This is a genomic window from Fusobacterium mortiferum ATCC 9817 (assembly GCF_000158195.2).
GTDB lineage: Bacteria > Fusobacteriota > Fusobacteriia > Fusobacteriales > Fusobacteriaceae > Fusobacterium_A > Fusobacterium_A mortiferum.
The window spans coordinates 370,823-397,319 of record NZ_GL987988.1; the positions used below are offsets into that span (position 1 = coordinate 370,823).

The 26,497-nt window shown below is 30.3% G+C and carries 22 protein-coding genes; 18 read left to right on the top strand and 4 right to left on the bottom strand.

Going from position 1 to position 26,497, the window contains the following annotated elements:
* The first annotated feature begins 17 nt into the window (after nucleotides 1–17).
* The 10 genes from mglC (at nucleotide 18) to FMAG_RS02860 (ending at nucleotide 11,283) form a co-directional block, all read left to right on the top strand.
* Nucleotides 18–1,037 (top strand): galactose/methyl galactoside ABC transporter permease MglC, encoded by a 1,020-nt coding sequence (gene mglC, locus FMAG_RS02815; protein WP_005883836.1) that lies wholly within the window; start codon nucleotides 18–20, stop codon nucleotides 1,035–1,037.
* 130 nt (nucleotides 1,038–1,167) lie between these two features.
* Entirely contained in the window at nucleotides 1,168–2,961 is a 1,794-nt protein-coding gene (locus FMAG_RS02820; RefSeq protein WP_005883838.1) for a YgiQ family radical SAM protein, read from the top strand.
* 11 nt (nucleotides 2,962–2,972) lie between these two features.
* Nucleotides 2,973–4,295 (top strand): ribosome biogenesis GTPase Der, encoded by a 1,323-nt coding sequence (gene der / locus FMAG_RS02825; protein WP_005883839.1) that lies wholly within the window; start codon nucleotides 2,973–2,975, stop codon nucleotides 4,293–4,295.
* Nucleotides 4,296–4,509: 214 nt separating this feature from the next.
* The gene (gene rfbD, locus FMAG_RS02830) at nucleotides 4,510–5,922 is read left to right on the top strand and encodes a dTDP-4-dehydrorhamnose reductase (RefSeq protein ID WP_005883842.1); all 1,413 of its coding nucleotides are present in this window, start codon (nucleotides 4,510–4,512) and stop codon (nucleotides 5,920–5,922) included.
* 17 nt (nucleotides 5,923–5,939) lie between these two features.
* Nucleotides 5,940–7,094, top strand: a complete 1,155-nt coding sequence (locus FMAG_RS02835; RefSeq protein WP_005883844.1) for a dTDP-glucose 4,6-dehydratase — start codon at nucleotides 5,940–5,942, stop codon at nucleotides 7,092–7,094.
* Nucleotides 7,095–7,254: 160 nt separating this feature from the next.
* Nucleotides 7,255–8,592, top strand: coding sequence for an alanine/glycine:cation symporter family protein (locus FMAG_RS02840; protein ID WP_005883846.1), 1,338 nt, complete (start codon nucleotides 7,255–7,257; stop codon nucleotides 8,590–8,592).
* A 138-nt stretch (nucleotides 8,593–8,730) separates the two neighbouring features.
* Nucleotides 8,731–8,970 carry a hypothetical protein gene (locus FMAG_RS02845; protein ID WP_005883848.1) on the top strand — a complete coding sequence of 80 codons (240 nt, stop codon included), beginning with the start codon at nucleotides 8,731–8,733 and terminating at the stop codon, nucleotides 8,968–8,970.
* A 16-nt stretch (nucleotides 8,971–8,986) separates the two neighbouring features.
* Entirely contained in the window at nucleotides 8,987–10,186 is a 1,200-nt protein-coding gene (locus FMAG_RS02850; protein WP_005883850.1) for a M20 family metallo-hydrolase, read from the top strand.
* Between the two features lie 10 nt (nucleotides 10,187–10,196).
* Complete coding sequence (locus FMAG_RS02855) at nucleotides 10,197–10,781, top strand: sugar O-acetyltransferase (RefSeq protein WP_005883852.1); 585 nt, start codon at nucleotides 10,197–10,199, stop codon at nucleotides 10,779–10,781.
* A gap of 46 nt (nucleotides 10,782–10,827) precedes the next feature.
* Nucleotides 10,828–11,283, top strand: coding sequence for a GlcG/HbpS family heme-binding protein (locus FMAG_RS02860; RefSeq protein WP_005883854.1), 456 nt, complete (start codon nucleotides 10,828–10,830; stop codon nucleotides 11,281–11,283).
* A 99-nt stretch (nucleotides 11,284–11,382) separates the two neighbouring features.
* Here the strand turns inward: FMAG_RS02860 and FMAG_RS02865 are convergent, their stop codons facing one another.
* Complete coding sequence (locus tag FMAG_RS02865; protein ID WP_005883856.1) at nucleotides 11,383–13,008, bottom strand: FAD-dependent oxidoreductase; 1,626 nt, start codon at nucleotides 13,006–13,008, stop codon at nucleotides 11,383–11,385.
* Between the two features lie 21 nt (nucleotides 13,009–13,029).
* The gene (ahpC, locus tag FMAG_RS02870; RefSeq protein WP_005883858.1) at nucleotides 13,030–13,590 is read right to left on the bottom strand and encodes an alkyl hydroperoxide reductase subunit C; all 561 of its coding nucleotides are present in this window, start codon (nucleotides 13,588–13,590) and stop codon (nucleotides 13,030–13,032) included.
* Between the two features lie 204 nt (nucleotides 13,591–13,794).
* On the opposite strand from ahpC, the gene FMAG_RS02875 reads away from it, so the two are divergent.
* The 5 genes from FMAG_RS02875 (at nucleotide 13,795) to FMAG_RS02895 (ending at nucleotide 18,950) form a co-directional block, all read left to right on the top strand.
* Nucleotides 13,795–14,436: a lysophospholipid acyltransferase family protein gene (locus tag FMAG_RS02875; RefSeq protein ID WP_005883860.1), complete on the top strand. Its 642-nt coding sequence runs from the start codon at nucleotides 13,795–13,797 to the stop codon at nucleotides 14,434–14,436.
* A 23-nt stretch (nucleotides 14,437–14,459) separates the two neighbouring features.
* Complete coding sequence (gene metG, locus FMAG_RS02880; protein ID WP_005883862.1) at nucleotides 14,460–16,385, top strand: methionine--tRNA ligase; 1,926 nt, start codon at nucleotides 14,460–14,462, stop codon at nucleotides 16,383–16,385.
* Nucleotides 16,386–16,403: 18 nt separating this feature from the next.
* On the top strand, nucleotides 16,404–17,282 hold the full coding sequence (galU, locus tag FMAG_RS02885; RefSeq protein WP_005883864.1) for a UTP--glucose-1-phosphate uridylyltransferase GalU: 879 nt from the start codon (nucleotides 16,404–16,406) through the stop codon (nucleotides 17,280–17,282).
* Nucleotides 17,283–17,506: 224 nt separating this feature from the next.
* Nucleotides 17,507–18,364, top strand: coding sequence for a DMT family transporter (locus FMAG_RS02890; protein WP_005883866.1), 858 nt, complete (start codon nucleotides 17,507–17,509; stop codon nucleotides 18,362–18,364).
* 10 nt (nucleotides 18,365–18,374) lie between these two features.
* A complete protein-coding gene (locus FMAG_RS02895; RefSeq protein ID WP_005883867.1) occupies nucleotides 18,375–18,950 on the top strand; it encodes a hypothetical protein in 576 nt (191 codons plus the stop codon).
* 61 nt (nucleotides 18,951–19,011) lie between these two features.
* On the opposite strand, the gene FMAG_RS02900 is transcribed toward FMAG_RS02895, so the two are convergent.
* Complete coding sequence (locus tag FMAG_RS02900) at nucleotides 19,012–20,259, bottom strand: glutamate-5-semialdehyde dehydrogenase (RefSeq protein WP_005883868.1); 1,248 nt, start codon at nucleotides 20,257–20,259, stop codon at nucleotides 19,012–19,014.
* 9 nt (nucleotides 20,260–20,268) lie between these two features.
* Nucleotides 20,269–21,072, bottom strand: coding sequence for a glutamate 5-kinase (gene proB / locus FMAG_RS02905; RefSeq protein ID WP_005883869.1), 804 nt, complete (start codon nucleotides 21,070–21,072; stop codon nucleotides 20,269–20,271).
* A gap of 144 nt (nucleotides 21,073–21,216) precedes the next feature.
* Between proB and FMAG_RS02910 the strand changes: the two genes are divergently transcribed.
* The 3 genes from FMAG_RS02910 to FMAG_RS02920 all read left to right on the top strand — a co-directional run bounded on the left by FMAG_RS02910 (nucleotide 21,217) and on the right by FMAG_RS02920 (nucleotide 26,249).
* The gene (locus FMAG_RS02910; protein WP_005883870.1) at nucleotides 21,217–23,193 is read left to right on the top strand and encodes a S9 family peptidase; all 1,977 of its coding nucleotides are present in this window, start codon (nucleotides 21,217–21,219) and stop codon (nucleotides 23,191–23,193) included.
* A gap of 96 nt (nucleotides 23,194–23,289) precedes the next feature.
* Complete coding sequence (locus tag FMAG_RS02915; RefSeq protein ID WP_235242431.1) at nucleotides 23,290–24,411, top strand: pyridoxal-phosphate-dependent aminotransferase family protein; 1,122 nt, start codon at nucleotides 23,290–23,292, stop codon at nucleotides 24,409–24,411.
* Between the two features lie 206 nt (nucleotides 24,412–24,617).
* A complete protein-coding gene (locus FMAG_RS02920; RefSeq protein WP_005883872.1) occupies nucleotides 24,618–26,249 on the top strand; it encodes a Na/Pi cotransporter family protein in 1,632 nt (543 codons plus the stop codon).
* Nucleotides 26,250–26,497: the final 248 nt, after the last annotated feature.

Consider the following 26,497-nt stretch of genomic DNA (forward strand, 5'->3'; position numbering starts at 1 on the left):
AGAAAGAGGAGAAGAAAATGAGTATACGTACAAAAGATGGAAATATTGACTATAAAAAACTTTTAATTCAAAGTGGACTTTATCTTGTATTATTAATAATGTTAGTTCTTATTATTATAAAAGAGCCTTCATTCTTAAGTATAAGAAACTTTAAAAATATCTTAACACAATCATCAGTAAGACTTATTATAGCTTTAGGGGTTGCAGGGCTTATTGTTACAACAGGTACTGACCTTTCAGTAGGAAGACAAGTTGGATTTTCAGCAGTAATTTCAGCTACACTTTTACAAGCAGCAACAACTGCTCATAAAGTATATCCAGATATGCAAGACTTCCCACTTTTTGGTGCAATAGCTATTGTAATGTTAGTTGGTATGATAATTGGTGCTCTAAATGGACTTGCAGTAGCAAAACTAAATTTACACCCATTCATTGTTACAATGGGTAGTATGACAATAGTTTATGGTATTAACTCACTTTATTATGACTTTGCTGGTGGATCTCCAATAGCTGGTTTTGCTGAAAAATATACTTCTTTTGCTCAAGGGTATATTAATATTGGTGGATTTACAATCTCTTATTTAATCTTCTATGCTTTAATAGCTACAGTAATTATGTGGATATTATGGAATAAAACAAAATTTGGTAAAAATGTATTTGCTGTTGGAGGAAATATAGAAGCAGCTAAAGTATCAGGGGTAAACGTTCACTGGACATTAATAAAACTTTATGCACTATCTGGTATCTTCTATGCTTTTGGAGGTTTCTTAGAGGCAGGACGTATTGGTTCAGCTACTAACAACTTAGGAAATATGTATGAGATGGATGCAATTGCAGCATGTGTAATTGGAGGAGTTTCATTCTATGGAGGAGTTGGAAAAATTTCTGGAGTTGTAACAGGAGTTATTTTACTTACAGTTATTAACTATGGACTTACATATATTGGAGTAAATCCTTACTGGCAATATATTATCAAAGGACTTATCATAATAGTAGCAGTTGCATTTGACTCTATTAAATATGCTAAGAAAAAATAATATTTAAATAAAAATCTATATTTAAATCTGAGAGTGTAGTTTACACTCTCTTTTTTTATAAAAAATAATTCGTAAAATTTCATAAAATATGATACAATAAAGGGTAAATTATAAAGGATTAGGTGATGTTATGTTTTTACCTACTACAATGGAAGAGGTAAGAAAATTAGGTTGGGATGATTTAGATATAATTTTGGTATCTGGAGACACATATATAGATAGTTCATATAACGGTAGTGCTGTCATAGGAAAATGGTTATTAAAGCATGGATTTAGAGTAGGAATAATAGCTCAGCCAGATATAAATAGTGATGTTGATATAAAAAGACTGGGAGTACCTAGACTTTACTGGGCAATATCTGGAGGATGTGTAGATTCTATGGTAGCTAACTATACAGCTACAAAAAAGAAGAGAAAGCAAGATGATTTTACTCCAGGCGGGGAGAATACAAAAAGACCAGATAGAGCTATAATAGCTTATACTAACCTTATAAAGAGATATTTTAAAAACTATAATATACCAATAGTAATCAGTGGAATAGAATCAAGTCTTAGAAGAATTACTCACTATGATTATTGGAGTAACTCTCTTAGAAGACCTATAATTTTTGATGCTAAGGCGGATATTTTATCATATGGTATGGGTGAGAAATCTATGTTAGCACTAGCTAGAGCTTTAAAAGGTGGAAGAGAGTGGAGAGGTATAAGAGGACTTTGTTATATTTCTAAGGATAAAAATGAAAACTATGTAGAGCTTCCTTCCTATGAAGAGTGTGTAGCTGATAAATTTAAATTTATAGATGCTTTTAATAGTTTTTATATAAATTGCGACCCAATTACTGCTAAAGGTCTATGCCAAAAATGTGGAGATAGATATTTGATACAAAATCCACCTAGTGAAAATTTTACAACTGAGGAATTAGATGAGATATACTCTATGGATTTTGAAAGAGAGGTACACCCATATTATAAAAAGATGGGAGAGGTAAGAGCACTTGATACAATTAGAAACTCTGTAACTACACATAGAGGTTGTTATGGAGAGTGTAATTTCTGTGCAATAGCTATACATCAAGGACGTACAGTAATATCTAGAAGTGAAGATTCAATAGTAGAAGAGATAGAAGAGATAGCATCAGCTCCCAAATTTAAAGGATATATATCAGATGTAGGTGGTCCTACTGCTAATATGTATCAAGTGGAGTGTACAAAAAAATTAAAATTAGGAGCTTGTCAAGATAGAAGATGTCTATATCCTCAAAAATGTCCAGCTTTGAAGATAAATCACAATAAACAGATAGAACTTTTAAAAAGATTGAAAAAAATAGATAAAATTAAAAAAATATTTATTGCATCTGGAATAAGATATGATATGATTTTAGATGATAGTAAGTGTGGACAACTTTATTTAGAAGAGATAGTAAAAGACCATGTATCTGGACAGATGAAAATAGCACCAGAGCATACTGAAGATAAAGTTTTAGCTCTTATGGGTAAACAAGGAAAAGCACCACTAAAGGAGTTTAAAGATAGATTCTACAAGATAAATGAAAAATATGGATTAAAACAGTTTTTAACATATTATCTTATAGCTGCTCATCCTGGATGTGATGAAAAAGATATGCTAGATTTGAAAAGATTTGCTTCAGCAGAGTTAAAAGTCAATCCAGAACAGGTACAAATATTTACACCAACACCATCTACATACTCGACACTTATGTATTATACAGAGATAAATCCTTTCACTAGAAAGAAGATGTTTGTAGAAAAAGATAACAGAAGAAAGCAAAGACAAAAAGATATTGTTATTCCACAGGAGAAAAGTATAAAAAGTAAAGTTGGAAATAAAAATATAGGAAATGAAAAACAATCAAATTTTAAACAAGTAAAGAAAAATTTTAATAATAAAGAGAAAAGAAGATAGGGAGGTAAAAAATGAAGCCTATTGTTGCAATAGTTGGAAGACCAAATGTAGGTAAATCAACACTATTTAATAACCTAGTAGGAGATAGAGTGGCTATCGTTGATGATATGCCAGGAGTTACAAGAGATAGACTTTATAGAGAGACTGAGTGGAATGGAACTGAGTTTGTAGTAGTAGATACTGGAGGACTAGAACCAAGAAACAATGACTTTATGATGACTAAAATAAAACAACAAGCAGAGGTTGCTATGAATGAAGCAGATGTAATCCTATTTGTTGTTGATGGAAAGTGTGGAGTAAATCCGTTGGATGAAGAGATAGCTTATATCTTAAGAAAGAAAAATAAACCAATCATCTTATGTGTAAATAAGATAGATAACTTCTTAGAGCAACAAGATGATGTATATGATTTCTGGGCATTAGGTTTTGAACACCTTATACCAATATCTGGAGGACACAAGGTAAATCTTGGAGATATGCTAGATATGGTTACAGATATGATTAAGAAAATAGATATTCCTGAAGAGGAAGAGGATGTATTAAAACTTGCTATTATAGGTAAGCCAAATGCTGGAAAATCTTCTCTTGTAAATAGACTAGCTGGAGAGGAGAGAACAATAGTAAGTGATATAGCTGGAACTACTAGAGATGCTATTGACACTATTGTAGAATTTGATGAGAAAAAATATATGATAATAGATACTGCTGGTATCAGAAGAAAATCAAAGGTAGAGGAGAGTCTAGAGTATTATTCTGTACTTAGAGCTATCAAGACTATTAAAAGAGCAGATGTATGTTTACTTATGTTAGATGGTAAAGAGGGACTAAGTGAGCAAGATAAGAGAATAGCTGGAATAGCGGCTGAAGAGTTAAAACCTATAATTGTAGTAGTTAACAAGTGGGACTTAGTAGATAAAAAATCTAATACTATGGAGAAGATGAGAGAGAAACTTTATGCAGAGTTACCATTCCTATCTTATGCTCCAATAGAGTTTGTATCAGCTTTAACAGGACAAAGAACAACAAAACTTTTAGAGATAGCAGATACAATATTTGAAGAGTACAACAAGAGAATATCTACTGGTATCTTAAATACAGTGCTTAAGGAAGCTGTACTTATGAACAACCCACCTACAAGAAAAGGTAGAGTTGTAAAAATCAACTATGCTACACAAGTATCTGTTGCACCACCAAGATTTGCTCTATTCTGTAACTATCCAGAGCTAATTCACTTCTCATATGCTAGATATATTGAGAATAAATTTAGAGAGGCATTTGGATTTGATGGTTCTCCAATCTTAATTAGTTTTGAAAAGAAAAATGGAGAGGAGTAAGAAAAAATTATAATTAATCTGTAACGAATTTGTCATAATTATATGTTACTATTAATACATAATAAATCTTTCCCCAAAATATTTTATATATTAGATAACAAACAACAAGGAGCCACTAGCTAGTCTAGTGGTTTTTTGTTGCATTAGTATTTTTTCTTTTTTTAAATATATGCTATAATTAAAAGAAAATAAAAGAGTAATTAAGGAAGTATTGATGAGTAAATTTGAGATAGAGAAGATAATTTTTGATGAGATAAAATTGATAAAGCCTAAAATATTTCAAGATGAAAGAGGCTTCTTTCTAGAGTTTTTTAACTATGAGGAGTTTAAAAAGTTAGGGATAGATGAAAGATTTGTCCAAGATAATCATTCGAAGTCTAAGAGAGGAGTGTTGAGAGGATTACATTTTCAGACTAAACACCCTCAAGGAAAATTGGTAAGAGTGATAAAGGGAGCTATTTATGATATCATAGTAGATATTAGAAAAGGAAGCTCAACCTTTGGTAAATGGTTTGGAGTGGAGTTAAACTCTTATGATAAAAAGATGTTATACATTCCAAAGGGATTTGCTCACGGATTTTTGACTTTAGAAGATGATACAGAGATAGAGTATAAGTGTAATGATTTTTATTACCCACAATATGAAAGTGGCATAATGTATGATGATAAAGATTTAAATGTTGATTGGAAATTAGAAGAGTATAGAATAACAGAGCTGACTTTATCAGAAAAAGATAAAAAGCATCAATCGTTTAAAGAATATACAGAAAGATATCAAGGAGATTATGTATTACTTACTGGAGCTAATGGGCAACTAGGACAGGGTTTTCAAAAGTTATTTGATAAATTAGGAGTAAAATATATAGCTACTGATTATCAAGAATTAGATATTACTAATAAAAAGAAAGTAAGAAAGTATATAGAGAATAATAATTTTACAATAATTATTAACTGTGCTGCATATAATAATGTAGATAAGGCAGAGGAAGAAGTAGAAAAATGTTATGCTCTTAATGCCTATGCTCCTAAAAATTTAGCAGAGATATGTAAGGAGAAAAATAAAATATTTGTAACTTACTCAACGGATTTTATATTTGATGGAGAAAAGGAGATACCATATACAGAGGAAGATATACCTAATCCATTATCGGTTTATTCAAAATCTAAATTAGAAGGGGAAAAATACTCTTTAAAGCATGAGAAAAGTTTTATAATAAGAACTTCTTGGGTATTTGGAATGGGAAATAACAACTTCTGTAAGCAGGTAATAAATTGGTCAAAGAGTAGGGATACTTTGAAGATAGTAGATGACCAAGTTTCAAGTCCAACCTACTCAAAAGATTTAGCAGAGTTTTCCTGGGACTTGATACAAACAGATAAATTTGGATTGTATCACTTCTCAAATAGTGGAGAGGCATCTAAGTATGAGCAAGCAGAATATATTCTTAAAAAGATAGATTGGAATGGAAAATTAGAGAGAGCTAAGACAGATGATTTTCCATTGAAAGCTAAAAGAGCTAAATATTCAAAATTAGATAGTAGTAAAATAGAGAAGTTATTAAATAAGAAGATACCTTATTGGAAAGAGGGAATAGATAGATTTTTAGAAGAGTATAAAAATATATAAGAATAAAAGGAGAAAAGATGAAAATATATTTAGTAACAGGAGCAGCAGGATTTATAGGAGTAAACTTTGTAAAGTATATGCTTGAGAAGTATGGAAAGGATATACAGATAATAGTTTTGGATAAACTTACTTATGCTGGAAATAAGGATAGTTTAAAAGATGAGATAGCAGAAGGAAAAATAGAGTTTGTAAAGGGAGATATTGGAAATAAAGAGTTAGTAGAAAATATCTTCTCAAGATATGATATAGATTATGTAGTAAACTTTGCTGCTGAATCTCATGTAGATAGAAGCATCTTAGGACCAAGAGTATTTTTAGAGACAAATATCCTAGGAACACAAAACTTATTAGAAGTATCAAAGGATAGTTGGATAATAGGAAAAGATGAAAATGGTTACCCTATCTATAAAGAGGGGAAAAAATATATTCAAATCTCAACTGATGAGGTATATGGTTCATTAAGTAGAGATTACGCTGAAGCTAAAGAGTTGCACTTAGATGAAAATGTAAAAAAGGTAGTAGAGGGAAGAGAAAACTTAAAAACTTATGGAGAAAGATTCTTTACAGAGGAAACTCCACTAGACCCAAGATCTCCATACTCATCATCAAAGGCATCTGGAGATATGATAGTAAGAGCCTATGCAGAAACATATAAGCTACCTATCAATATCACAAGATGCTCTAATAACTATGGACCATATCAATTCCCAGAAAAACTAATACCATTAATAATAAAAAATATATTGGAAGGAAAATCTCTACCAGTGTATGGAGATGGAAGCAATGTAAGAGATTGGCTATATGTAAGAGACCATAACAAAGCAGTTGATATGGTAATCAATAGTGGAAGACTGGGAGAAGTTTACAATATTGGTGGATTTAATGAGGAGAAAAATATCAATATAGTAAAACTTACAATAGATACAATAGCAAAAATAATGAAAGAGGAACCAGAGTATAGAAAGGTACTTAAAACAAATATAGAGAATATCAACTATAGTTTAATAACTTATGTACAGGATAGACTTGGGCATGATGCAAGATATGCAATAGACCCAACAAAGATAGCAACAGAATTAGGTTGGTATCCAGAGACACCATTTGATAAGGGGATAGAAAAAACAATTAGATGGTATTTAGATAATCAAGAATGGGTAGAAAATTTAAAATAAATACGAACATAAAAAGAGGTTTATCTTATGATAAATCTCTTTTAAATTAAGATTTTATATGCAAAAATACGAACAAAAAATAAAAAAAATTGATGGTATTATTTTTTTAGTATGAATGATAAAATATATTGGTAAAGAAAAAGAGAGGAGAAAATTATAAATGGATGGAATAAGAGAGATAATAAATTTTGTAAATGATTTATTATGGGGAAAAAATGTTTTAGTAGTTATGCTGATAGGAGCAGCTGTTCTTTTAAGTTTAAGAACGAGATTTATGCAATTTAGATTATTTGGAGATATAGTTAAAATATTAGGAAAAGATGATAAAAATAAAGAGGGAATAAGTTCTCTAGAGGCATTTTTTTTAGGAACTGCGTGTAGAGTAGGTGCTGGAAATATAACTGGAGTAGTAGCAGCTATATCTGTAGGAGGTCCTGGTTCTATATTTTGGATGTGGCTTGTGGCATTACTTGGAGCAGCAACATCTTTCGTAGAATCTTGTCTAGCTGTTATGTATAGAGAAAAGGTTGGAAGAAAAGAGTATAGAGGTGGAACTCCTTGGATAATAGAGAAAAGATTAAATAAAAGATGGCTTGGAGTAATATATGCAATAGCTTCGATTATATGTTATATAGGTGTTATCCAAGTAATGTCTAACTCTATAACTGAATCAGTAAATAGTGCTTATGGATTAAGTATAAAGCACATAGCAATAGGACTTACAGTAATTGTAGGAGCAATAATTTTTGGAAGAGGAAAGAAAGATACAATAATAGTAGCTTTAAATAAAATAGTTCCAGTGATGGCTATATTATATCTAATGGTTGTTTTATTTGTTATAATAACTAATTTTACATCTATTCCTGGAATGTTAATGAATATTGTACATCAAGCTTTTAGACCTAGTGAGATGATAGGTGGAGGAGTAGGAATAGTTATAATGCAAGGAGTTAGAAGAGGGCTTTTTTCAAATGAGGCTGGAAGTGGAGATTCTAACTATGCAGCAGCAGTGGTAGATATAGATGAGCCAGCTAAACAGGGAATGGTACAGGCTCTTGGAGTATTCGTAGATACTTTAGTAGTATGTAGTGCAACCGCATTTATAATATTGCTTGCTGATCAAAATGTATTAGCAGGTACAAGTGGAATGACTATGTTCCAAGAAGCTATAAAAAATCATATTGGTTGGGTTGGAATACCATTTACAATAGTAGTACTTTTCTTTTTCTCACTAAGTACAATACTTGCTGTAACTTTCTATGGAAAAAATGCTATTAACTTTATAACTGAAGCTAAAGAGTTAAGATATCTGTATCATATAATAGTAGTAATAATGGTATATATAGGAGGGATAGAGCAAAATTTCTTTGTTTGGTCATTAGCTGACTTTGGATTAGGAATAATGACAGTGATAAATATTATATGTATTTTACCAATAGCAGGAGAGGCTATTGCTGAATTAAAAAAATATGAAAAGTTATTAAGAAATGAAAAATAATAGATAGTATGAAGAGAGATTGTTGTAATTTGAGAATTTGCAACAATCTCTTTTTTGTTAAAGAATAAAATTTATTAAAGTTGACTATTTAAATAAAGAATAATATAATAGTAGTATATTAGAAAAGGAAGTGATATAATGAATATATTAAATAGAGAAGAATTAGAAAATATACTACTAGAAATGAAAGAAAATGGGAAATATGAAGAGTATCATGATATGATTTTAGATGATTTTGAAGAGCATCAAATAGTATATAAGCTAGAGCCAGATGAGATGATAGCTTTGGCATATAAAAATAATACGATTCCTTTTAAGATGAAAGAATATTATGATTGGCATGAAATGAATCTTTTAATAGAAGAGGATTTAGATTAATAAGAAGGTGGATTACATGAAAGATATAGAGATAGTTGAAAAATGGTTTAAAACATTTTATTCAATAGGAGCAGATGAAAGTGGTGGAGTAACAAGATTAGGTTATACAAAAAATGAAGATGTAATGCATGGAGCTATAAGAAATATAGCTAGAGATTTAGGATTAAAATATTCTAGTGATGAAGTAGGAAATACATATATCTATGAGGAAGATTGGAAAGAGTACTACCTAATAGGTTCTCACTTAGACTCAGTAATTAACGGTGGAAGATATGATGGAGTAGTAGGAGTTGTAGCAGGATTACTTATTTTAAAATGGATAAAAGATAACAAATTAAACATTCCTCTAAAAGTTGTAGCATTTAGATGTGAAGAATCAAGTGCTTTTGGAATAGCAACTGTAGGTAGTGGTCTTATCACTCATAAGCTGGATATCAATAAATTAAAAGAAGTATATAATACAGAGGGAAAATCTTTGTACGAAACATTAAAATTTAAAGGGTATAAACCAGAATGCAGTAAGATAAAAGGAGTAAAGAAATATTTTGAAATTCACATTGAGCAAGGAAGAAGATTAGAGGATAATAATCTAAAAATAGGAATAGTAGATGCTATTGCTAATGCAACAAGATACTGGCTTACAATAGAGGGACGTCAAGATCACTCTGGAGCAGCTCCAATGGGAATGAGAAAGGATGCTTTATGTGCTGGTGCAGAGATTGTACTTCAGTTAGAAAGACTTGCAGGAAGAGAGTCTAAATATAAGAGTGTTGGAACTGTTGGATTTTTACAAAACTATCCAAATGCTTTTAATGTTGTTCCTGGTAAAGTTAGAATGGGAATAGATATAAGAGGAGTTGATTGGGAGAGTATTCAAAGAATAGACAACGAAATTGTTGAATATATAGAAAAACTATGTAAAATAAGAGAGTTAAAATATAATTTAGATTTGGTTGCAAAAGGAAGACCTGTAATCTTAGATGAAAATTTAAAATCAGAACTTGAAAGTGTAACGCAAAAATTAGGAATTGACTATATGGTAATGAATAGTGGAGCAGGGCATGATGCTATGAAATTTTATGATATAGCTCCAACAGGAATGGTATTTATTCCTTGTAAAGAAGGAATTAGTCATAATATAGCTGAAGAAATTGAGAAAGATGATATTATTTTAGCGAGTAAAATAATATTTGAATATTTAAAAAATAGAATATAAGAGGTAAAATATGACAGAAAAAGAAAAAGCGAGATTAGGACTTTTATATGATGCTAACTATGATGAAGAACTTTTAGCTGAAAGAAGAAGATGTAAAGAGTTATGTTTCCAATTTAATCAACTTTCGCCTTTAAAAGAATTAGAACAAAAAGAGATTATAGGAAAACTTTTTGGAAAAACAAAAGAAAATTTTTGTGTAACAGCACCTTTTTATTGTGATTATGGATATAATATAGAGATAGGAGAAAATTTTTATTCAAACCATAATCTAGTAATTCTAGATGGAGCAAAAGTAGAGATAGGTGATAATGTTTTTATAGCACCAAATTGTTGTATAACAACAGCAGGTCATCCTATAAATATAGATGAAAGAAATAGAGGGTTAGAGTATGCTTATCCTATAAAAATAGGTAATAATGTATGGATAGGAGCTGGAGCTAATATTCTTCCAGGAGTTACTATTGGAGATAATGTAACAATTGGAGCTGGAAGTGTAGTAAATAAAAGTATTCCAGCTAATTCAATAGCAGTAGGAAACCCTTGTAAAGTAATAAAAACTATTTTAGATAAAACTAAAGGTGTTAATTCCAATTAATGAGGTTATAGCCTAAATAGTAAAAACTTCTAAAATGGGAGGAATTGTGAAAAAAGAACCCGAAAATAAAAAAGGAATAAAAATTCAAGAGGTTCTTACTGGAGAACAAGTTCTTGCTATGTTAACAAGTGCTTTTGATGAAGCTAAATCTAAAAATTTTAATGTGACCATAACTATTGTAGATAAATCTGGACAAAAATTAGGAGTAATTAGAAGTGAAGATGCAGGAGTTCATACTCTTTCTGCTAGTTATAAGAAGGCTTATACTGCAGCTTCACAAAAAAGAACAACTCTTGAAATTTTCACAGGAATAAAAGAAGGAAAAATACCTGAAGATATAAGATATTTAGATGAAAACTTTAGTGTTATGGAAGGTGGAATTCCTATTAAAATCAATGAAACTATTGTTGGTGGAATAGGAGTAGGAGGAGCACACGGTAATGAGGATACCAAAATTGCTATGAAGGCTTTAGAAACACTGAGAAGTTTAATAGAAAATTGAGAATAGGAAAAAGAATTAAATAAAAAAGAAATAAAATAAAAAGGAGAAGATTTAGTTATACTATATTACAATTTTCTCCTTTTTATATATTAAATTATTTTATAAAAGATTTAAAATTTCTTCAATAGATTTACTTCCAAAATAAACTTTTTCATCATTGATAACCATAGCAGGAACACTCATAATATCATATTTATCTTTGAACTCTTTAAAAGAGAAAACATCAATAACTTCAATTTGAATATTACTATTTTCTACAGCTATTCTTTGAGCTGCTTGAACAGTGTCTGGGCACTTAGTACAGCTCAGAGAGATACCAATTTTAATATCAATTGGATTTTTGATATTGAAGATTTTACTTAAAGTATCCTCACCTATTTTTTGTCCAGGTCCAGCTACATTGTACATAGCCAAGATAAAAGAATTTAGTTCATGCCCACCAGGGATAGTAGCATACTTAATTCCAGAATAATTACCCTCTTTATCTAAAAGAGCTATAACTGGGGCTCTATTAAGTTTGATTTTTTCTTCTAATTGAGGATTATCCCCTAGATTGTAAGATGAGAACTTAAGCTTATCAGAAACAGAGGCAATCTCTTTAACAATCCCCTCCATCTCTAAAGATTTTTCATCGCCATTTTTTATAACTACTAGTTCAATAGGATTATCGAATTTTTTTACAATTTCAGATAATTGCTCTTTAAGATGAGAATCTAAAAATTCTGATTCTTTTTCTTCAACTTTAGAAGTTTTTTCAATATGATTTTCTTCTTTTACAAGATTTAACTTTTCTCTCAATTCAGCTACATATTTCTCAATATTAAAAGCAGCTTCAGCTCCGTCAGACACAGCAGTAACTACCTGTCTTAATTTCTTAGGCCTAATATCTCCAGCAGCAAATATACCTGGAATATTAGTCATCATATCTTCGTTTGTTGGGATAAATCCAAACTTATCAATCTCTATGTGATTTTGGAATAGTTTACTTTGAGGAGCATATCCAACAAAGATAAATATACCAAAGCTCTCTCCTTCAGCTGCTTTAAACTCTGTTATCTCTTTAGTAACATTATTTATAAATTTAGCTTGTCTTAACTGTATATCTCCAGTTGCTTCTAGAATTTCAGTATTAAATTTAACTTCTATTTTTGGATGAGCTAAAACTTTATCAGCAATAGATTTTGCACAAGTAAATTCAGGTTCTCTAGCTATTACAGTAACTTTTCTAGCAAATCTTGTTAAAAATATTGCTTCCTCTGCAGCTGCAAATCCAGCTCCAATTACAAATACATCCATATCTGTAAAGAACTCTCCATCACAAGTTGCACAATAAGCTACACCTCTTCCCTCATACTCCTTTTCTCCAGGGAATCCTAATTTTCTAGGAGAAGCTCCAGTAGCAATAACTACTGATAGAGCTTGATACTCTCCAGATTTAGTTTTTATAATTTTTATATCTTTAGAAAAGTCCATATCAATAACTTCATCTGAAAGAAACTCTACACCAAAATTTAATGCCTGCTGTCTAAGTGTTTCTCCATATTTAGCTCCTGTTGTTTCTAGTATACCTGGATAGTTAACTACTTCATTAGTTACAGTAATCTGGCCACCAGGGACACTTTTTTCAATAATAAGTGTATCTAGTTTGGCTCTACCACCATATAGACCTGCTGTTAAACCAGCAGGTCCACCACCTATTACTATCATATCATATAATTTATTCATAGGTTTTCACTTCCAAATCTATTATAGTTTACCTACTAAATCAATAGAAGGTTTTAAAGTTTCTTTTCCAGGTTGCCATTTAGCTGGACAAACCTCTCCATGTTCAGCTACGAATTTAGCTGCTTGTAATTTTCTAAGAAGTTCACTAGCTTCTCTTCCTATTCCCATATCATGTACTTCGTAAGCTACTATTACTCCTTCTGGATTGATTACAAAGCTTCCTCTTAAGGCTAATCCTTCCTCTTCAACTAAAACTTCAAACTCTCTAGAGATTTTTCCAGTAGGGTCTGCTACCATAGGGAATTGAATTTTTTTAATTCTCTCTGATGTATCATGCCAAGCTTTATGTACAAAGTGAGTATCAGTTGAAACTGAGTAAACCTCGCATCCTTCAGCTTTAAATTTTTCATAATGTTCAGCTAAATCCTCTAATTCAGTAGGACATACAAAAGTAAAATCAGCAGGATAAAATACTACTACAGACCATTTTCCTCTTAGACTATCACTTGTAACATTTATAAACTCTCCATTTTGATAAGCTGTTGCTTTAAATTCATTTATTTTTTTACCTATTAATGACATATATTTACCTCCATAATTTTATATTTAAAATATTAAGTTTTAATTATATTTTGATTATAGAATAAAAATAAAAAAAAGTCAAGATAAATTATAAAAAAAATAAATTTGAAATAATTACAATGAAAAAATATTTAATCTCTCTTTTTAAAAAAGAATCTTTGTGATATAATTATTGAAGATACTCTGAAATATAGGGGGAGTAAAATGGAAATAAATAAGGAAACAGAAAAATATAGGAGATATGGAACAATACTTTATTATCTTCTTCAAATAGTAAGAAAAACTCTTAAAGTAAAAGTCATAAAGAACGAAAGTATAGATGAAAAAAATGAGAGTTACATATTTGCATTTTGGCATAATAAATTAGTAGCTTCAACACTATGTTTAGACTATATAGAAAAAAGAGCAGTATTAGCAAGTCCTTCTAAAGATGGAGAGTTAATCTCAGTTCCTTTAGAAAAATTGGGATATCAGATGATAAGAGGTTCATCAGATAAAAATTCTACTTCAAGTTTAATCTCTTTGATAAAATATATGAAAAAGGGATATTGTATAGGGACACCAGTAGATGGACCAAAAGGACCTATATATGAGGTAAAACCAGGTATGATATATCTTGCACAAAAAGGGAAAAAATATATAATCCCAACTGGAACTGCCTATAAGAGTAAATGGGAATTTAAAAAAGCTTGGGATAAGTTTCAATTTCCAAAACCCTTTACAACTATGGTATATATAATGGGGGAACCTATTGAAGTCCCAGCAGATGCAGATATAGATAAATATTGCGAAAAAATAAAAAATGAGTTAAATAGACTTGATAAAGAAGCAGAAAAATATATTTAATGGATATAGAGAGGAGAGATATCGTGAACAAAAATTTTTATGTAACAACACCAATATATTATGTAAATGGAGACCCACATGTAGGAAGTGCTTACACTACAATAGCTGCAGATGTAATGGCTAGATATAAAAGAACAATGGGATATGATGCTTATTTTTTAACTGGAACAGATGAACATGGACAAAAGGTAGAGGAGACGGCAAAACAAAAGGGATATACTCCACAACAATGGACAGATATAATGGCTCCAAGATTTAAAGAAATGTGGGCTAAATTAGGAATAGAGTATTCAGATTTTATAAGAACAACTGAATCAAGACATAAAGAAGCAGTTAAAAAAATATTAAAGAAAGTATATGAGAATGGAGATATTTACAAGGGAGAATATTCTGGAAAATACTGTGTTTCATGTGAAACATTTGTACCAGAGAATCAAATAGTAAATGGAAATCATTGTCCAGACTGTGGAAAAGAGTTAAGAGTTGTAAAAGAGGAATCTTACTTTTTTAAGATGTCAAAATATCAAGATGCTCTATTAGAGCATATAGATAAACACCCAGACTTTATATTACCTCGTTCTAGAAGAAATGAAGTAGTTTCATTTATAAAGCAAGGATTACAAGATTTATCAATTTCAAGAAATACTTTTGAATGGGGAATACCTATAGAGTTTGCACCTGGACATATAACTTATGTATGGTTTGATGCTCTTACTAACTATTTAACAGCAGTAGGATATGAAAATAACCCAGAAATGTTTGATAAGTATTGGAATAATGCTGAGGTAATGCATTTATTAGGAAAAGATATAGTTAGATTCCATGCTATAATTTGGCCTTGTATGTTATTATCAGCAGGAGAAAAACTTCCAGATAAAGTAGTAGCTCATGGTTGGTGGACATCTGAGGGAGAAAAGATGTCAAAATCTAAAGGAAATGTTGTAGACCCTATATCTGAGATAGAAAAATATGGAGTAGATGCTTTTAGATATTGTCTAATGAGAGAGGTTCAATTTGGAAATGATGGAGACTACTCTACAAAATCAGTAGTTACAAGAATTAATTCTGATCTTGCTAATGATTTAGGAAACCTATTAAATAGAACATTAGGAATGTATAAAAAATACTTTGGTGGAGTAGTTGTAAATGGAGCTACTAGGGATAAGTATGATGATGAGATAGAAACTTTATGGACAGAGGTAGTAAAAGAAGTAGAGGAGCAAATGAATATAGTTCAGTACTCTAAAGCTCTTGAAGCTATTTGGAAATTTATCTCAAGATTAAATAAGTATATAGATGAAACAGCTCCATGGACATTAGCTAAAGATGAAGCTAATAGAGATAGACTTGCTGTTGTAATGAATCATTTAGTAGATGGACTATATAAAGCAGCTGTTATGGTTTATCCATATATGCCAACATCAGCTCAAAAAATTTGGAATCAATTGGGAGAAACTAGGGATATCCATACAGCAAAAGTTGAAGAGGTAATGGGATGGAACCTATTAAGAGAGGGACATGTATTAGGAAATGCTGAGCCAATATTCCCAAGATTAGATTTAGAAACATTAGAAGTTCCTAAAAAAGATCCTATGCAAGTGAATGAAGATTTAGAAGTAGAAAATCCTATTGATATAACAGATTTTGATAAGGTAAATATTCAAGTTGTAGAGATTTTAGAAGCTGGAAAAGTAAAGGGAGCAGATAAGCTTTTAAAATTTAAAGTAAGTGTTGGAGATCATGTAAGACAAATTCTTTCTGGAATAGCTAAATACTATCCAGAGCCAGAAAAATTAGTTGGTAAAAAAGTTTTAGCTATCACTAACTTAAAACCTAGAAAGATGAGAGGAGAAATCTCTCAAGGAATGCTTTTAAGTACAGAAGATAAAAATGGACTAAGACTTGTAGAGGTAAATACAGAAGTAGAAAATGGTTCTAAAGCAAAATAGTTTATAAGGAGAGATAGTATGAGAAAAGTAACAAAGGCAGTAATACCTGCTGCAGGACTAGGGACTAGAGTATTACCAGCAACTAAGGCACAACCTAAAGAGATGCTTGTTATTGTTGATAAACCATCTCTTCAATATATAGTAGAGGAGCTAGTAGAGTCTGGAATAAAGGATATTATAATAGTTACTGGAAGAAATAAAAACTCTATCGAAGACCATTTTGATTACTCTTATGAGTTAGAAAATACTTTAACAAAAGATGGAAAAAAAGAGTTATTAGAAAAGGTTGAAAAAATATCTTCAATGGCAAATATTTGCTATGTAAGACAAAATCATCCAAAAGGATTAGGACATGCTATACTTAAAGCTAAACCATTTGTAGGAGATGAGCCATTTGTAATAGCTTTAGGAGATGATATAGTATATAATCCTGAGGCACCGGTAGCTAAACAACTTATAGAGAAATATGAAAAATATGGAAGTAGTATAGTAGGTTGTCAAGAGGTAAAAGCTGAAGATGTATCTAAGTATGGTATAGTAAAACCAACTAAAAATCTTGATGACAAAACTGTAGAGATGGATGACTTTATAGAAAAACCAGCTATGGAAGAAGCACCATCAAGACTTGCTTGTCTTGGAAGATATCTACTTACTCCAAAAATCTTTGAATATCTTGAAAAGGAAAAGCCAGGAAAAGGTGGAGAGATTCAACTTACTGATGCTATATTAGATATGTTAAAAGATGGAGAAAAAGTAATAGCTTACGAATTTGATGGTAAGAGATATGATATCGGAAATAAGTTTGGATTACTTAAAGCAAATATAGAGTTTGGACTTAGAAATGAAGAGACAAGAGATGAGTTATTAAATTATTTAAAGAATGACTTAGAGTTATAATGGTAAGAATAACAAATCAAGAATAATGGAGATTGAATTTAAAATAATTCAAGAATAACTTTCGTTCAAAGAATAAAGAGCAAGTATGGCTTAGCTTACTAAAAACATAAAACTCGTTTCACTCAAACAGTTATGTTTTTTAGCGTTCGCTTTCGCTGACTTGCTCTATTTATTCTTCTCAATCTTCGTTATTCTTGAGATTTTAAAACATCAGGGGGAATTTTATGAATGCTAAATTGAGAAATATTACTGCTATGTTAATCTTTGGAACAATAGGATTATTTGTAAAAAATATAGAGTTGTCTTCAAGTGAAATTGCTTTAACAAGAGGATTTATAGGTGGAGTTACACTGATTTTAGCTACAATTTTTTTAAAGAAAAAGATATCCTTTGAGGCAATAAAAAATAATTTATATCTACTAATTTTTTCAGGATTAGCTGTGGGACTTAACTGGATATTTTTATTCCAAGGGTATAAATACACATCTATTTCAAATGCTACTTTGAGCTATTATTTTGCACCAGTATTTGTAACAATATTAGCTCCATTTATACTAAAGGAAAAATTAACATTATCAAAATTTTTATGTGTTTTAATGGCTTTGGTAGGAATGTTTTGTATAGTAGGAGTAGATGGAATAAATGGTGGAAGTGATTTAATAGGAATAGTCTATGGATTATTAGCAGCAGGATTTTATGCTAGTGTAATCCTGATGAATAAATTTTTAAAAGGGATAGATAGTATAGAGATAACAGTAATTCAACTTATTTCTGCTACAATTACATTGTTACCATATGTTTTATATGTAGAAGGTTTTGGAATTTTAAGTGTTTCTTCAGTTTCTATACCATATATTTTAATTTTAGGAATTGTTCATACTGGAATAGCATACCTACTTTATTTTTCATCGCTTCAAGGATTGAAAGGACAAACAATAGCAGTACTTAGTTATATAGACCCTGTATTTGCTATTATTATATCAGCAGTTATTTTAAAGGAACAATTGGGATTTTTACAGATAATTGGTGGAGTTTTGATACTTGGATCAAGTTTTTTAAGTGAGTTTTTAAATAGAAAATAAAGGAGAGAGTATGAGAGTATTATTTATAGGGAATAGTCACACTTATTTTAATGATATGCCACATATTTTCAAGCAGGTATGTCAAGAAAATAACATTGATATGGAAGTTACAATGTTAGCTAGAGGGTATAAGGGACTTGATTATCATTGTAAAGAGCCACAGACGAGATTTAATATTTTGTATGGAAATTATGATATTGTAGTGTTACAACATTTACAAAGTGGTTTTGATAAAGAGGTATTACATAATTCTACTAAAAAGTTAAAAGAGTGGATAAATATTTCTGGAGCTAAGCCAATACTCTATATGACATGGACTTTAAAAGATGAGAGAGATAAACAATTGGAATTAACAGAAGGATATAAAGAGGTGGGAGAGAAACTAGGAATAGAAGTAGCTCCTGTAGGAGAGGTATGGTGGAGATATTTTGATAAATATCCTGAGGACATACTTTATTTTAAAGATGATAAACATGCTTCTCCTCTTGGTTCAACTTTGGCAGCTTACACTATTTTTAATGTTATATTTAAGAAAAAAGCTAATACTGAAGATGAAATTTGTAAGAGAATAAATGAGATGATATAGAAAAAGAGGATTAAGTTATTGTAATTTAAAACTTTACAATAGCTCAATCCTTTCTTTTATTTTACTCTCTTACTTGTCCATTACCAGTTATTACATACTTAGTAGTAGTAAGCTCTTTTAATCCCATAGGTCCTCTAGCGTGAAGTTTTTGTGTACTGATACCTATTTCAGCACCAAAACCAAATTGTCCACCATCTGTAAATCTAGTAGAAGCGTTTACATAAACAGCAGCAGCATCTACTTCATTTAAAAATCTTTGGGCATTAGAATAGTTTTCAGTAACTATACATTCAGAGTGTTTAGTACCATATTTAGCAATGTGCTTTATAACCTCATCTAAATTCTCTACAACTTTAATAGCTACAATATAATCTTCATATTCAGTAGCCCAGTCCTCTTCAGTAGCAGGGATAGAGTTTGGTATATATTTTCTAGTGATTTCGTCTCCTCTTATCTCTACATTTCTCTTGATAAGCTCCTCTCCAAGTTGAGGTAGAATATCTTTAGCACAATTTTTATGGATAAGAAGAGTTTCTACTGCGTTACAAACTCCAGGTCTTTGAGTTTTAGCATTGATGATAATATTGATGGCCTTAGGGATATCACCACTCTCATCTACAAATATATGACAGTTTCCTATTCCTGTCTGAATACAAGGGATAGTAGAATTTTCTATAACTGTATTGATAAGTCTAGCACTTCCTCTAGGAATTAATACATCTATATATTGATGAGCTTTCATTAATTTATTAGCAGTATCGTGGCTAGTATCCTCTAAAATTTGTACAGCATTTTCATTGATACCACACTCTTTTAAAACCTCTTTAAAAACTTTTACAATAGCTATGTTAGTGTTTATAGCCTCTTTTCCACCTCTTAAGATAACAGCGTTTCCACTTTTTAAGCAAAGTCCAAAAGCATCAGCTGTAACATTAGGACGAGATTCAAATATGATAGCTACCACTCCTAATGGAACTCTTTTTTGTTGAATGATTAGTCCATTAGGTAGAGTTTTACCATATGTAAACTCTCCAACTGGGTCATTTAATGAGGCAATTTGTCTAAGCCCATCTGCCATATCCTCTATTCTTTTCTCTGTAAGAGTAAGTCTATCAATAAAAGCTTTCTTTACACCAGAATTGATAGCATTCTCTACATCTTTTTTATTGATTTCTAAAATATTATTACAGTTATCTAAAAGTGCTTGAGCAGATTTTAAAAGTATTTCATTTTTTACCTTTGTAGATAGTTGAGCTATCTGTATCTCTGCTTCCTTAGCAGCAGTACCAAGTTTTTCAATATATTCCATAATTTCCTCCTATTTTCCATTTCCAAAGATAGTTCCAATATCTTCTCCATTGATAAGTTCCTCAATAAATGAAGGGTTAGAACCATCTAATATAGCCATCATTACTCCACCAGCATAACACTCTCTAGCAGCTAGAAGTTTAGTTTCCATTCCACCTACACTAAACTCACTTCCTTTTTCTCCACCCATAGCAAGTATCTCATCAGTTACCTTTTCTACATAAGGGATTCTTTTTGCTTCAGGGTGTGTCTTAGGATTAGCATCATATAGAGCATCTATATCTGTAAGGATTACTAATAAGTCAGCTTTTAAAAGAGAAGCAACACTTGCTGATAATCTATCGTTGTCACTGAACTCTATTTCAAAAGTAGATATAGTATCGTTGGCGTTGATAATAGGAATAACTCCAAAATCAAGTAGAGTTTCTAAAGTATTATTAGTATTAGTTTTTCTCTCTCCCTCTTTGAAATCATCTTTAGTAAGAAGGATTTGAGCAACTCTTTGATTATATTCTCCCATAAAGTTTTTATAGATATGCATAAGTTCAGCTTGTCCTACTGCAGCAGCTGCTTGTTTCTCTCTAGTAAGAGTAGGTCTTTTTTCAAAGTTTAAGCTTTTTGACCCCACTCCAATAGCTCCAGAAGTTACAAGAATAACATCTCTTCCTTGGTTTCTTAAATCAGCTAATATCCAAGCTAGTCTATTCATCAAGTTAAAATTTAAGTTTCCATTGGGGTATGTAAGAGTAGAAGTTCCTACTTTTATTACAATTCTTTTTGAATTTTTAATCTGTTCTCTAATCTCTTTATTCATTATTACTCACCTTAAAAATATTTATAATATATATTATACATATAAAATTATTTTTTTAATATCTTTTTTTGAAAAAAATAGATTTTTTTTTATAAATTTTGTAAAATATACATATGGTAATAAAATATCAAAGGGAGGAGCAGCATGGAAAACTTAAAGTTAAGAGATTTTTTAGATTACAATTATTTATCAAGTATAGAGGTTTCACCAGATAAAAAAAATACTGCATTTATAGTTCATCGAGGAGATTATGATGACAATGACTATAAATCTAATATCTGGGTAATGAATAATGAAACAAAAAAATATTTCAGACTTACAGGAATGAATGAGGAAAGAAGTTTTTTATGGTTAGATGAAACAAAGATTCTTTTCCCAAGTATGAGAGATAAAAAATTAAAAGTAAAAGTTGAAGAGGGAGAAAAATGGACTTGTTACTACTCTATTGATATAAATGGAGGAGAGGCTCAAGAGTATATGAGAGTACCTCTTATTGTAACATCTATAAAAAAAATAGATGGAGATAACTTCATACTTACAGCTAAATATGATAATTATGGAGTAAATCTAAATGAATTAACAGGAGAGGCTAGAGCAGAAGCTACAAAAAAAATAAAAGAGGATAAGGATTATGAGATTTTAGATGAGATTCCTTTCTGGAGCAATGGTGGAGGATTTACTAATAAAAAGAGAAATAGATTATATATCTATAATAGAGCAACTGAAGAGATAACACCAGTATCAGATAGTATTTCAAATGTAACTTATTATTCATATAAAGATGGAGTAGTATTATATGTAGTAAATAGATTTAAAGATAAGCAGGAGCAAAGAGAGGCAATATATACATACGATATAGCTACTAAAGAGGAGAAGTTAGTACTCCCAAGTGAAGATTATAGAGTTAGTTTTGCAGAGTTTTTTGGAGATGGAATACTTTGTGGATTAAATGATACTTTAAAATATGGATTAAATCAAAATCCTAACTTTTATATAATAAGAGATGGAAAAGTTGAATTATTTAAAGAGCATGATACTTGGATGATAAATACAGTAGGTTCTGATTGTAGATACGGTGGAGGAAAAAGCTTTAGAGTAAAAGGGAATAAGCTTTATTTCTTAACAACTGTTATGCATGATGCTTTCTTAAATACACTAGATATAAATGGAGAGGAAAGAGTTTTAACTAAGGCTAATGGTTCAGTAGATACATATGCAATAGCTGGAGATGATATCTATTTTATTGGACTTAGAGGTTTAAGACTTCAAGAGCTATATTTATTAAAAGATGAAGAAGAAATACAACTTACTAAATTTAATGAGAATATAATAGAGAGTAAAAAATTATCTATTCCAGAAAAATTCGATATTGTAAATGATGGAATAGAAATAGAGGGATGGGTATTAAAACCTACAGATTATGAAGAGGGAAAAGAATATCCAGCAATTTTAGATATCCATGGAGGGCCAAAAACAGTGTATGGAGATGTATTCTATCATGAGATGCAAGTTTGGGCAAACATGGGATATTTTGTATTTTTCTGTAATCCATGTGGTGGAGATGGAAGAGGAAATGAGTTTGCAGATATTAGAGGAAAATATGGAACTGTGGACTATGATGATTTAATGAAGTTTACAGATGAAGTATTAAAGGCTTATCCAATAGATAGATCAAGAGTAGGAGTAACAGGTGGTTCGTATGGTGGATTTATGACTAACTGGATAATAGGGCATACTGACAGATTTGCTTGTGCAGCATCTCAAAGAAGCATAGCAAACTGGTTCTCTAAATTTGGAACTACTGATATAGGATATTATTTTAATGTAGATCAAAATGCTTCTAGTCCATGGGAGAATCCAGAAAAATTATGGTGGCACTCCCCTATGAAATATGCAGATAAGGTAAAAACTCCAACTTTGTTTATTCATTCAGAAGAAGATTATAGATGTTGGTTGACAGAGGGAATACAAATGTTTACTTCACTAAAATATCATGGGGTCCCAGCTAGATTATGTATGTTTAGAGGAGAAAATCATGAGTTATCAAGAAGTGGAAAACCAAGACATAGAGTAAAAAGATTAGAAGAGATGACAAATTGGTTTGAATTATATTTGAAGTAAAAAATTGAAAATCGTTCAAAATGTGATATAATATATAATATTAAAATAAGAAGAGTATGTAGTATTTCATACTCTTTTTAAAGTAAAAATTTGGAGGTGGGCTTTTTGAAAAGAGCTAATTATCTTATGATGACACCTGGACCAACTATGGTTAGGGAAAATGTACTACATGCAAGAGGGGATTACTACGGAAATTCAGACTTTGACCCTAAATTTTTTGAGTTTTATGGACAACTTTGTAAAAAAATAGGAAAGATTTTTGGAGCAAAGAAAGCTCAAACTATAATAATGGCAGGGGAAGGAATGCTAGGACTTGACAGTGCTTGTGCATCACTTACAGAAAAGGGAGATAAAGTTTTAGTAATTTCTAATGGAATATATGGAGCTGGATTTAAAGAGTTAGTAGAAACTTATGGTGGAGAGGTTACGCTTTTTGAAAGTGAAGTGGACAATAAAATAAACACTGATAAGTTAAGAGTATTTTTAGAGCAAAATAAAGATGTGGGATTTAAATATGCCACTGTTGTACATTGTGATACTCCATCTGGTGTTTTAAACAATGTAAAAGATATATGTAAAACTTTAAAATCTATGGGGATAATGACAGTGGTAGATGCTGTTTCATCTGTTGGAGGAACAGAATTAAAAGTTGATGAATGGGGAATTGATATTGCACTAGGAGCTTCACAAAAAGTTTTTTCAGCAGCTACTGGTCTTACAATAATGACAATAAGCGAGGATGCTTGGAAAGTTATAGAAAATAGAGAAACACCTATTCCATCTTTTTATTGTAATCTTTCACTTTGGAGAAATTGTGTGGAGAAAAAATTCTTTCCATATACTATGCCAATGACAGCAATAGTTGCTTTAGGTGTAGCAATAGATAATATGTTTGAAGAGGGATTAGATAAAGTAATTGAAAGACATTATGCAGTAGCAGAATATACTAGAACAAGACTTATGGATTTAGGATTAGAATTATATCTAAAAGGAGGATACTCTCCTACTATTACAGCTTTTTGTCTACCAGAGGGATATGATTTAGAAGAGGTATATACTCATATGTTAGAAAATCATGAGGTAATGTTAGGAAAATCATATGGATATTTAGCTGATAAAGTTTTAAGAATAGGACATATGGGGGAAAATGCTCGTTATTTTAGAATAGATTATACATTAAGAGCTTTAGAAAAAACTTTAAAAGAATTAAAAAAGTAATATAATCTTACGTAAATGTTCTAAAAATGAAAAAAATATACAAAAAAATTAAAAAAAAATAAAAAAAATCTTTTTTATTTTTAAAAACTTGAATTTTCCTAAATAAGATAATATAATAAAATGTCACGTCTTTTTTCTCAAAAGATTTTAAAATTTGATACTTTTAGAGAAAAGTTTTATAATTCTTATTTATTTTAGGAGGTAAAATGTATCTGGAAATAATTTTTAAGGTTCTTGGAGGACTTGGAATTTTCCTATATGGAATGGATAATATGTCTTCTGGAATGCAAAAATTAGCAGGGAAGAGGTTAAAAAGATTTTTGGCTGTTTTAACTACTAATAGAGTAGTAGCCATATTAATGGGTATGTTTGTTACAATGCTAGTACAATCATCATCTGTTAGTACAGTAATGACAATAGGATTTGTTAATGCTTCATTACTTACTTTAAAGCAAGCATTAGGAGTAATTTTTGGAGCTAATATTGGAACTACTATAACAGGATGGATTCTAGCACTGAATATAGGAAAGTATGGACTTCCTATAGTAGGAGCAGCAGCTATAGCTCATATGTTCTTAAAGGGAGATAAAGCTAAGACAAGAGCTTTAACAATAATGGGATTAGGAATGATTTTCTTTGGACTAGAACTTATGAGTGGTGGATTAAAGCCAGTAAGAAGTATGCCAGAATTTGTGAAATTATTCCATATGTTTTCAGCTGATACATATTTTGGAGTATTAAAGGCAGCAGCAGTAGGAGCATTAGTTACAGCAGTTGTACAATCATCTTCTGCTACATTAGGTATAACAATTACCTTAGCTGTACAAGGGTTAATTACTTATGAAACAGCAGTAGCATTGGTTTTAGGAGAAAATGTTGGAACTACTATAACAGCAATACTTGCTACACTAAAGGCAAATGTAAATGCTAAAAGAGCAGCTTATGCACATACAATTATAAATACATTTGGAGTTATTTGGGTAACATCAATATTTCCATTTTATTTAAAATTTTTAGGATTATTTGGAAATCATGATGAAAATATAACAGTTGCAATAGCTACAGCTCATACAGTATTCAACGTATCAAATGTTATTATATTTACTCCATTTATTGGATATCTTGCAGATTTTCTATGTAAAGTTGTAAAAGATGATGGAAAAGTAAATGAAAAAATTACACAAATTGATGAATTAATGTTAAAAACTTCTGGTGTTGTTGTAGAACAAACGAAAATAGAAGTTGGAAATATGGGTAAAATGATTCAAATAATGTTTGATGAAGTAAAAAATGTGTATAGAAGTCCACAATTTTTAACTGATGAGAAAGTAAAAGAACTTAGAAAAATAGAGGATGACTTAGACCTATATCAAAAAGAGATAACAGATGCAAACTTTGTAATCTTAAATAATAAGGATATCAATGATAGTTTAAGAAGAGATATTAGAAATAACTTAATTGTATCTGATGAATATGAAACAGTAAGTGACTATTTAATGAGAATTACTAACAGTTTAAAGAAATTACAGGATAATGTAATATCTTTAACAGAGCAAGAGATGAAAGTAGTATTAGCTCTTCATGAAAAAACTAATGAATTTTTTAGAAATATAGATAGAGGATATCAAGAGAAAAATCCTATCTTAATAAAAGAGTGTGTTGTAGATGCTAAAGAAGTTACAGCTTTATATAAAGATGCTAAGAAAAACTATATGGATTATGGAATAAAGGAAGCAGCTACTACAATGTCTACTACTAATTTTATGGATATAATAAACTTCTATAGAAGAGTAGGAGATCACTTAACAAATATAATTGAAGGATATACTGATAAGTAATGATATAGATGGAGTATAAAATGATGACTAAAAATTATTGATTTATACTCCATCTTTTTCTTTTTATAAAAAATATGAATCTTTTTATTATTAGATATTCTTATCTTTTAAAAAGATCTTTGATAAATGAAATAGAGCTTTTTTTACTTTTCTTTCTTTGAATTAGATAATTCAAATTTTAAGATAATAACAAAATTTTAAAAATAAGAAAAAATGAAATTAAATCCTGAAGTGGTATTAAAATTACA

Coding starts and splice junctions, on each gene's coding strand:
- galU (WP_005883864.1), top strand. CDS start 16,404: ATGAGAAAAGTAACAAAGGCAGTAATACCTGCTGCAGGACTAGGGACT.
- FMAG_RS02855 (WP_005883852.1), top strand. CDS start 10,197: ATGACAGAAAAAGAAAAAGCGAGATTAGGACTTTTATATGATGCTAAC.
- FMAG_RS02845 (WP_005883848.1), top strand. CDS start 8,731: ATGAATATATTAAATAGAGAAGAATTAGAAAATATACTACTAGAAATG.
- rfbD (WP_005883842.1), top strand. CDS start 4,510: ATGAGTAAATTTGAGATAGAGAAGATAATTTTTGATGAGATAAAATTG.
- mglC (WP_005883836.1), top strand. CDS start 18: ATGAGTATACGTACAAAAGATGGAAATATTGACTATAAAAAACTTTTA.
- FMAG_RS02890 (WP_005883866.1), top strand. CDS start 17,507: ATGAATGCTAAATTGAGAAATATTACTGCTATGTTAATCTTTGGAACA.
- FMAG_RS02900 (WP_005883868.1), bottom strand. CDS start 20,259: ATGGAATATATTGAAAAACTTGGTACTGCTGCTAAGGAAGCAGAGATA.
- FMAG_RS02850 (WP_005883850.1), top strand. CDS start 8,987: ATGAAAGATATAGAGATAGTTGAAAAATGGTTTAAAACATTTTATTCA.
- FMAG_RS02910 (WP_005883870.1), top strand. CDS start 21,217: ATGGAAAACTTAAAGTTAAGAGATTTTTTAGATTACAATTATTTATCA.
- FMAG_RS02895 (WP_005883867.1), top strand. CDS start 18,375: ATGAGAGTATTATTTATAGGGAATAGTCACACTTATTTTAATGATATG.
- FMAG_RS02865 (WP_005883856.1), bottom strand. CDS start 13,008: ATGAATAAATTATATGATATGATAGTAATAGGTGGTGGACCTGCTGGT.
- FMAG_RS02840 (WP_005883846.1), top strand. CDS start 7,255: ATGGATGGAATAAGAGAGATAATAAATTTTGTAAATGATTTATTATGG.
- der (WP_005883839.1), top strand. CDS start 2,973: ATGAAGCCTATTGTTGCAATAGTTGGAAGACCAAATGTAGGTAAATCA.
- ahpC (WP_005883858.1), bottom strand. CDS start 13,590: ATGTCATTAATAGGTAAAAAAATAAATGAATTTAAAGCAACAGCTTAT.
- FMAG_RS02875 (WP_005883860.1), top strand. CDS start 13,795: ATGGAAATAAATAAGGAAACAGAAAAATATAGGAGATATGGAACAATA.
- FMAG_RS02835 (WP_005883844.1), top strand. CDS start 5,940: ATGAAAATATATTTAGTAACAGGAGCAGCAGGATTTATAGGAGTAAAC.
- FMAG_RS02920 (WP_005883872.1), top strand. CDS start 24,618: ATGTATCTGGAAATAATTTTTAAGGTTCTTGGAGGACTTGGAATTTTC.
- proB (WP_005883869.1), bottom strand. CDS start 21,072: ATGAATAAAGAGATTAGAGAACAGATTAAAAATTCAAAAAGAATTGTA.
- FMAG_RS02820 (WP_005883838.1), top strand. CDS start 1,168: ATGTTTTTACCTACTACAATGGAAGAGGTAAGAAAATTAGGTTGGGAT.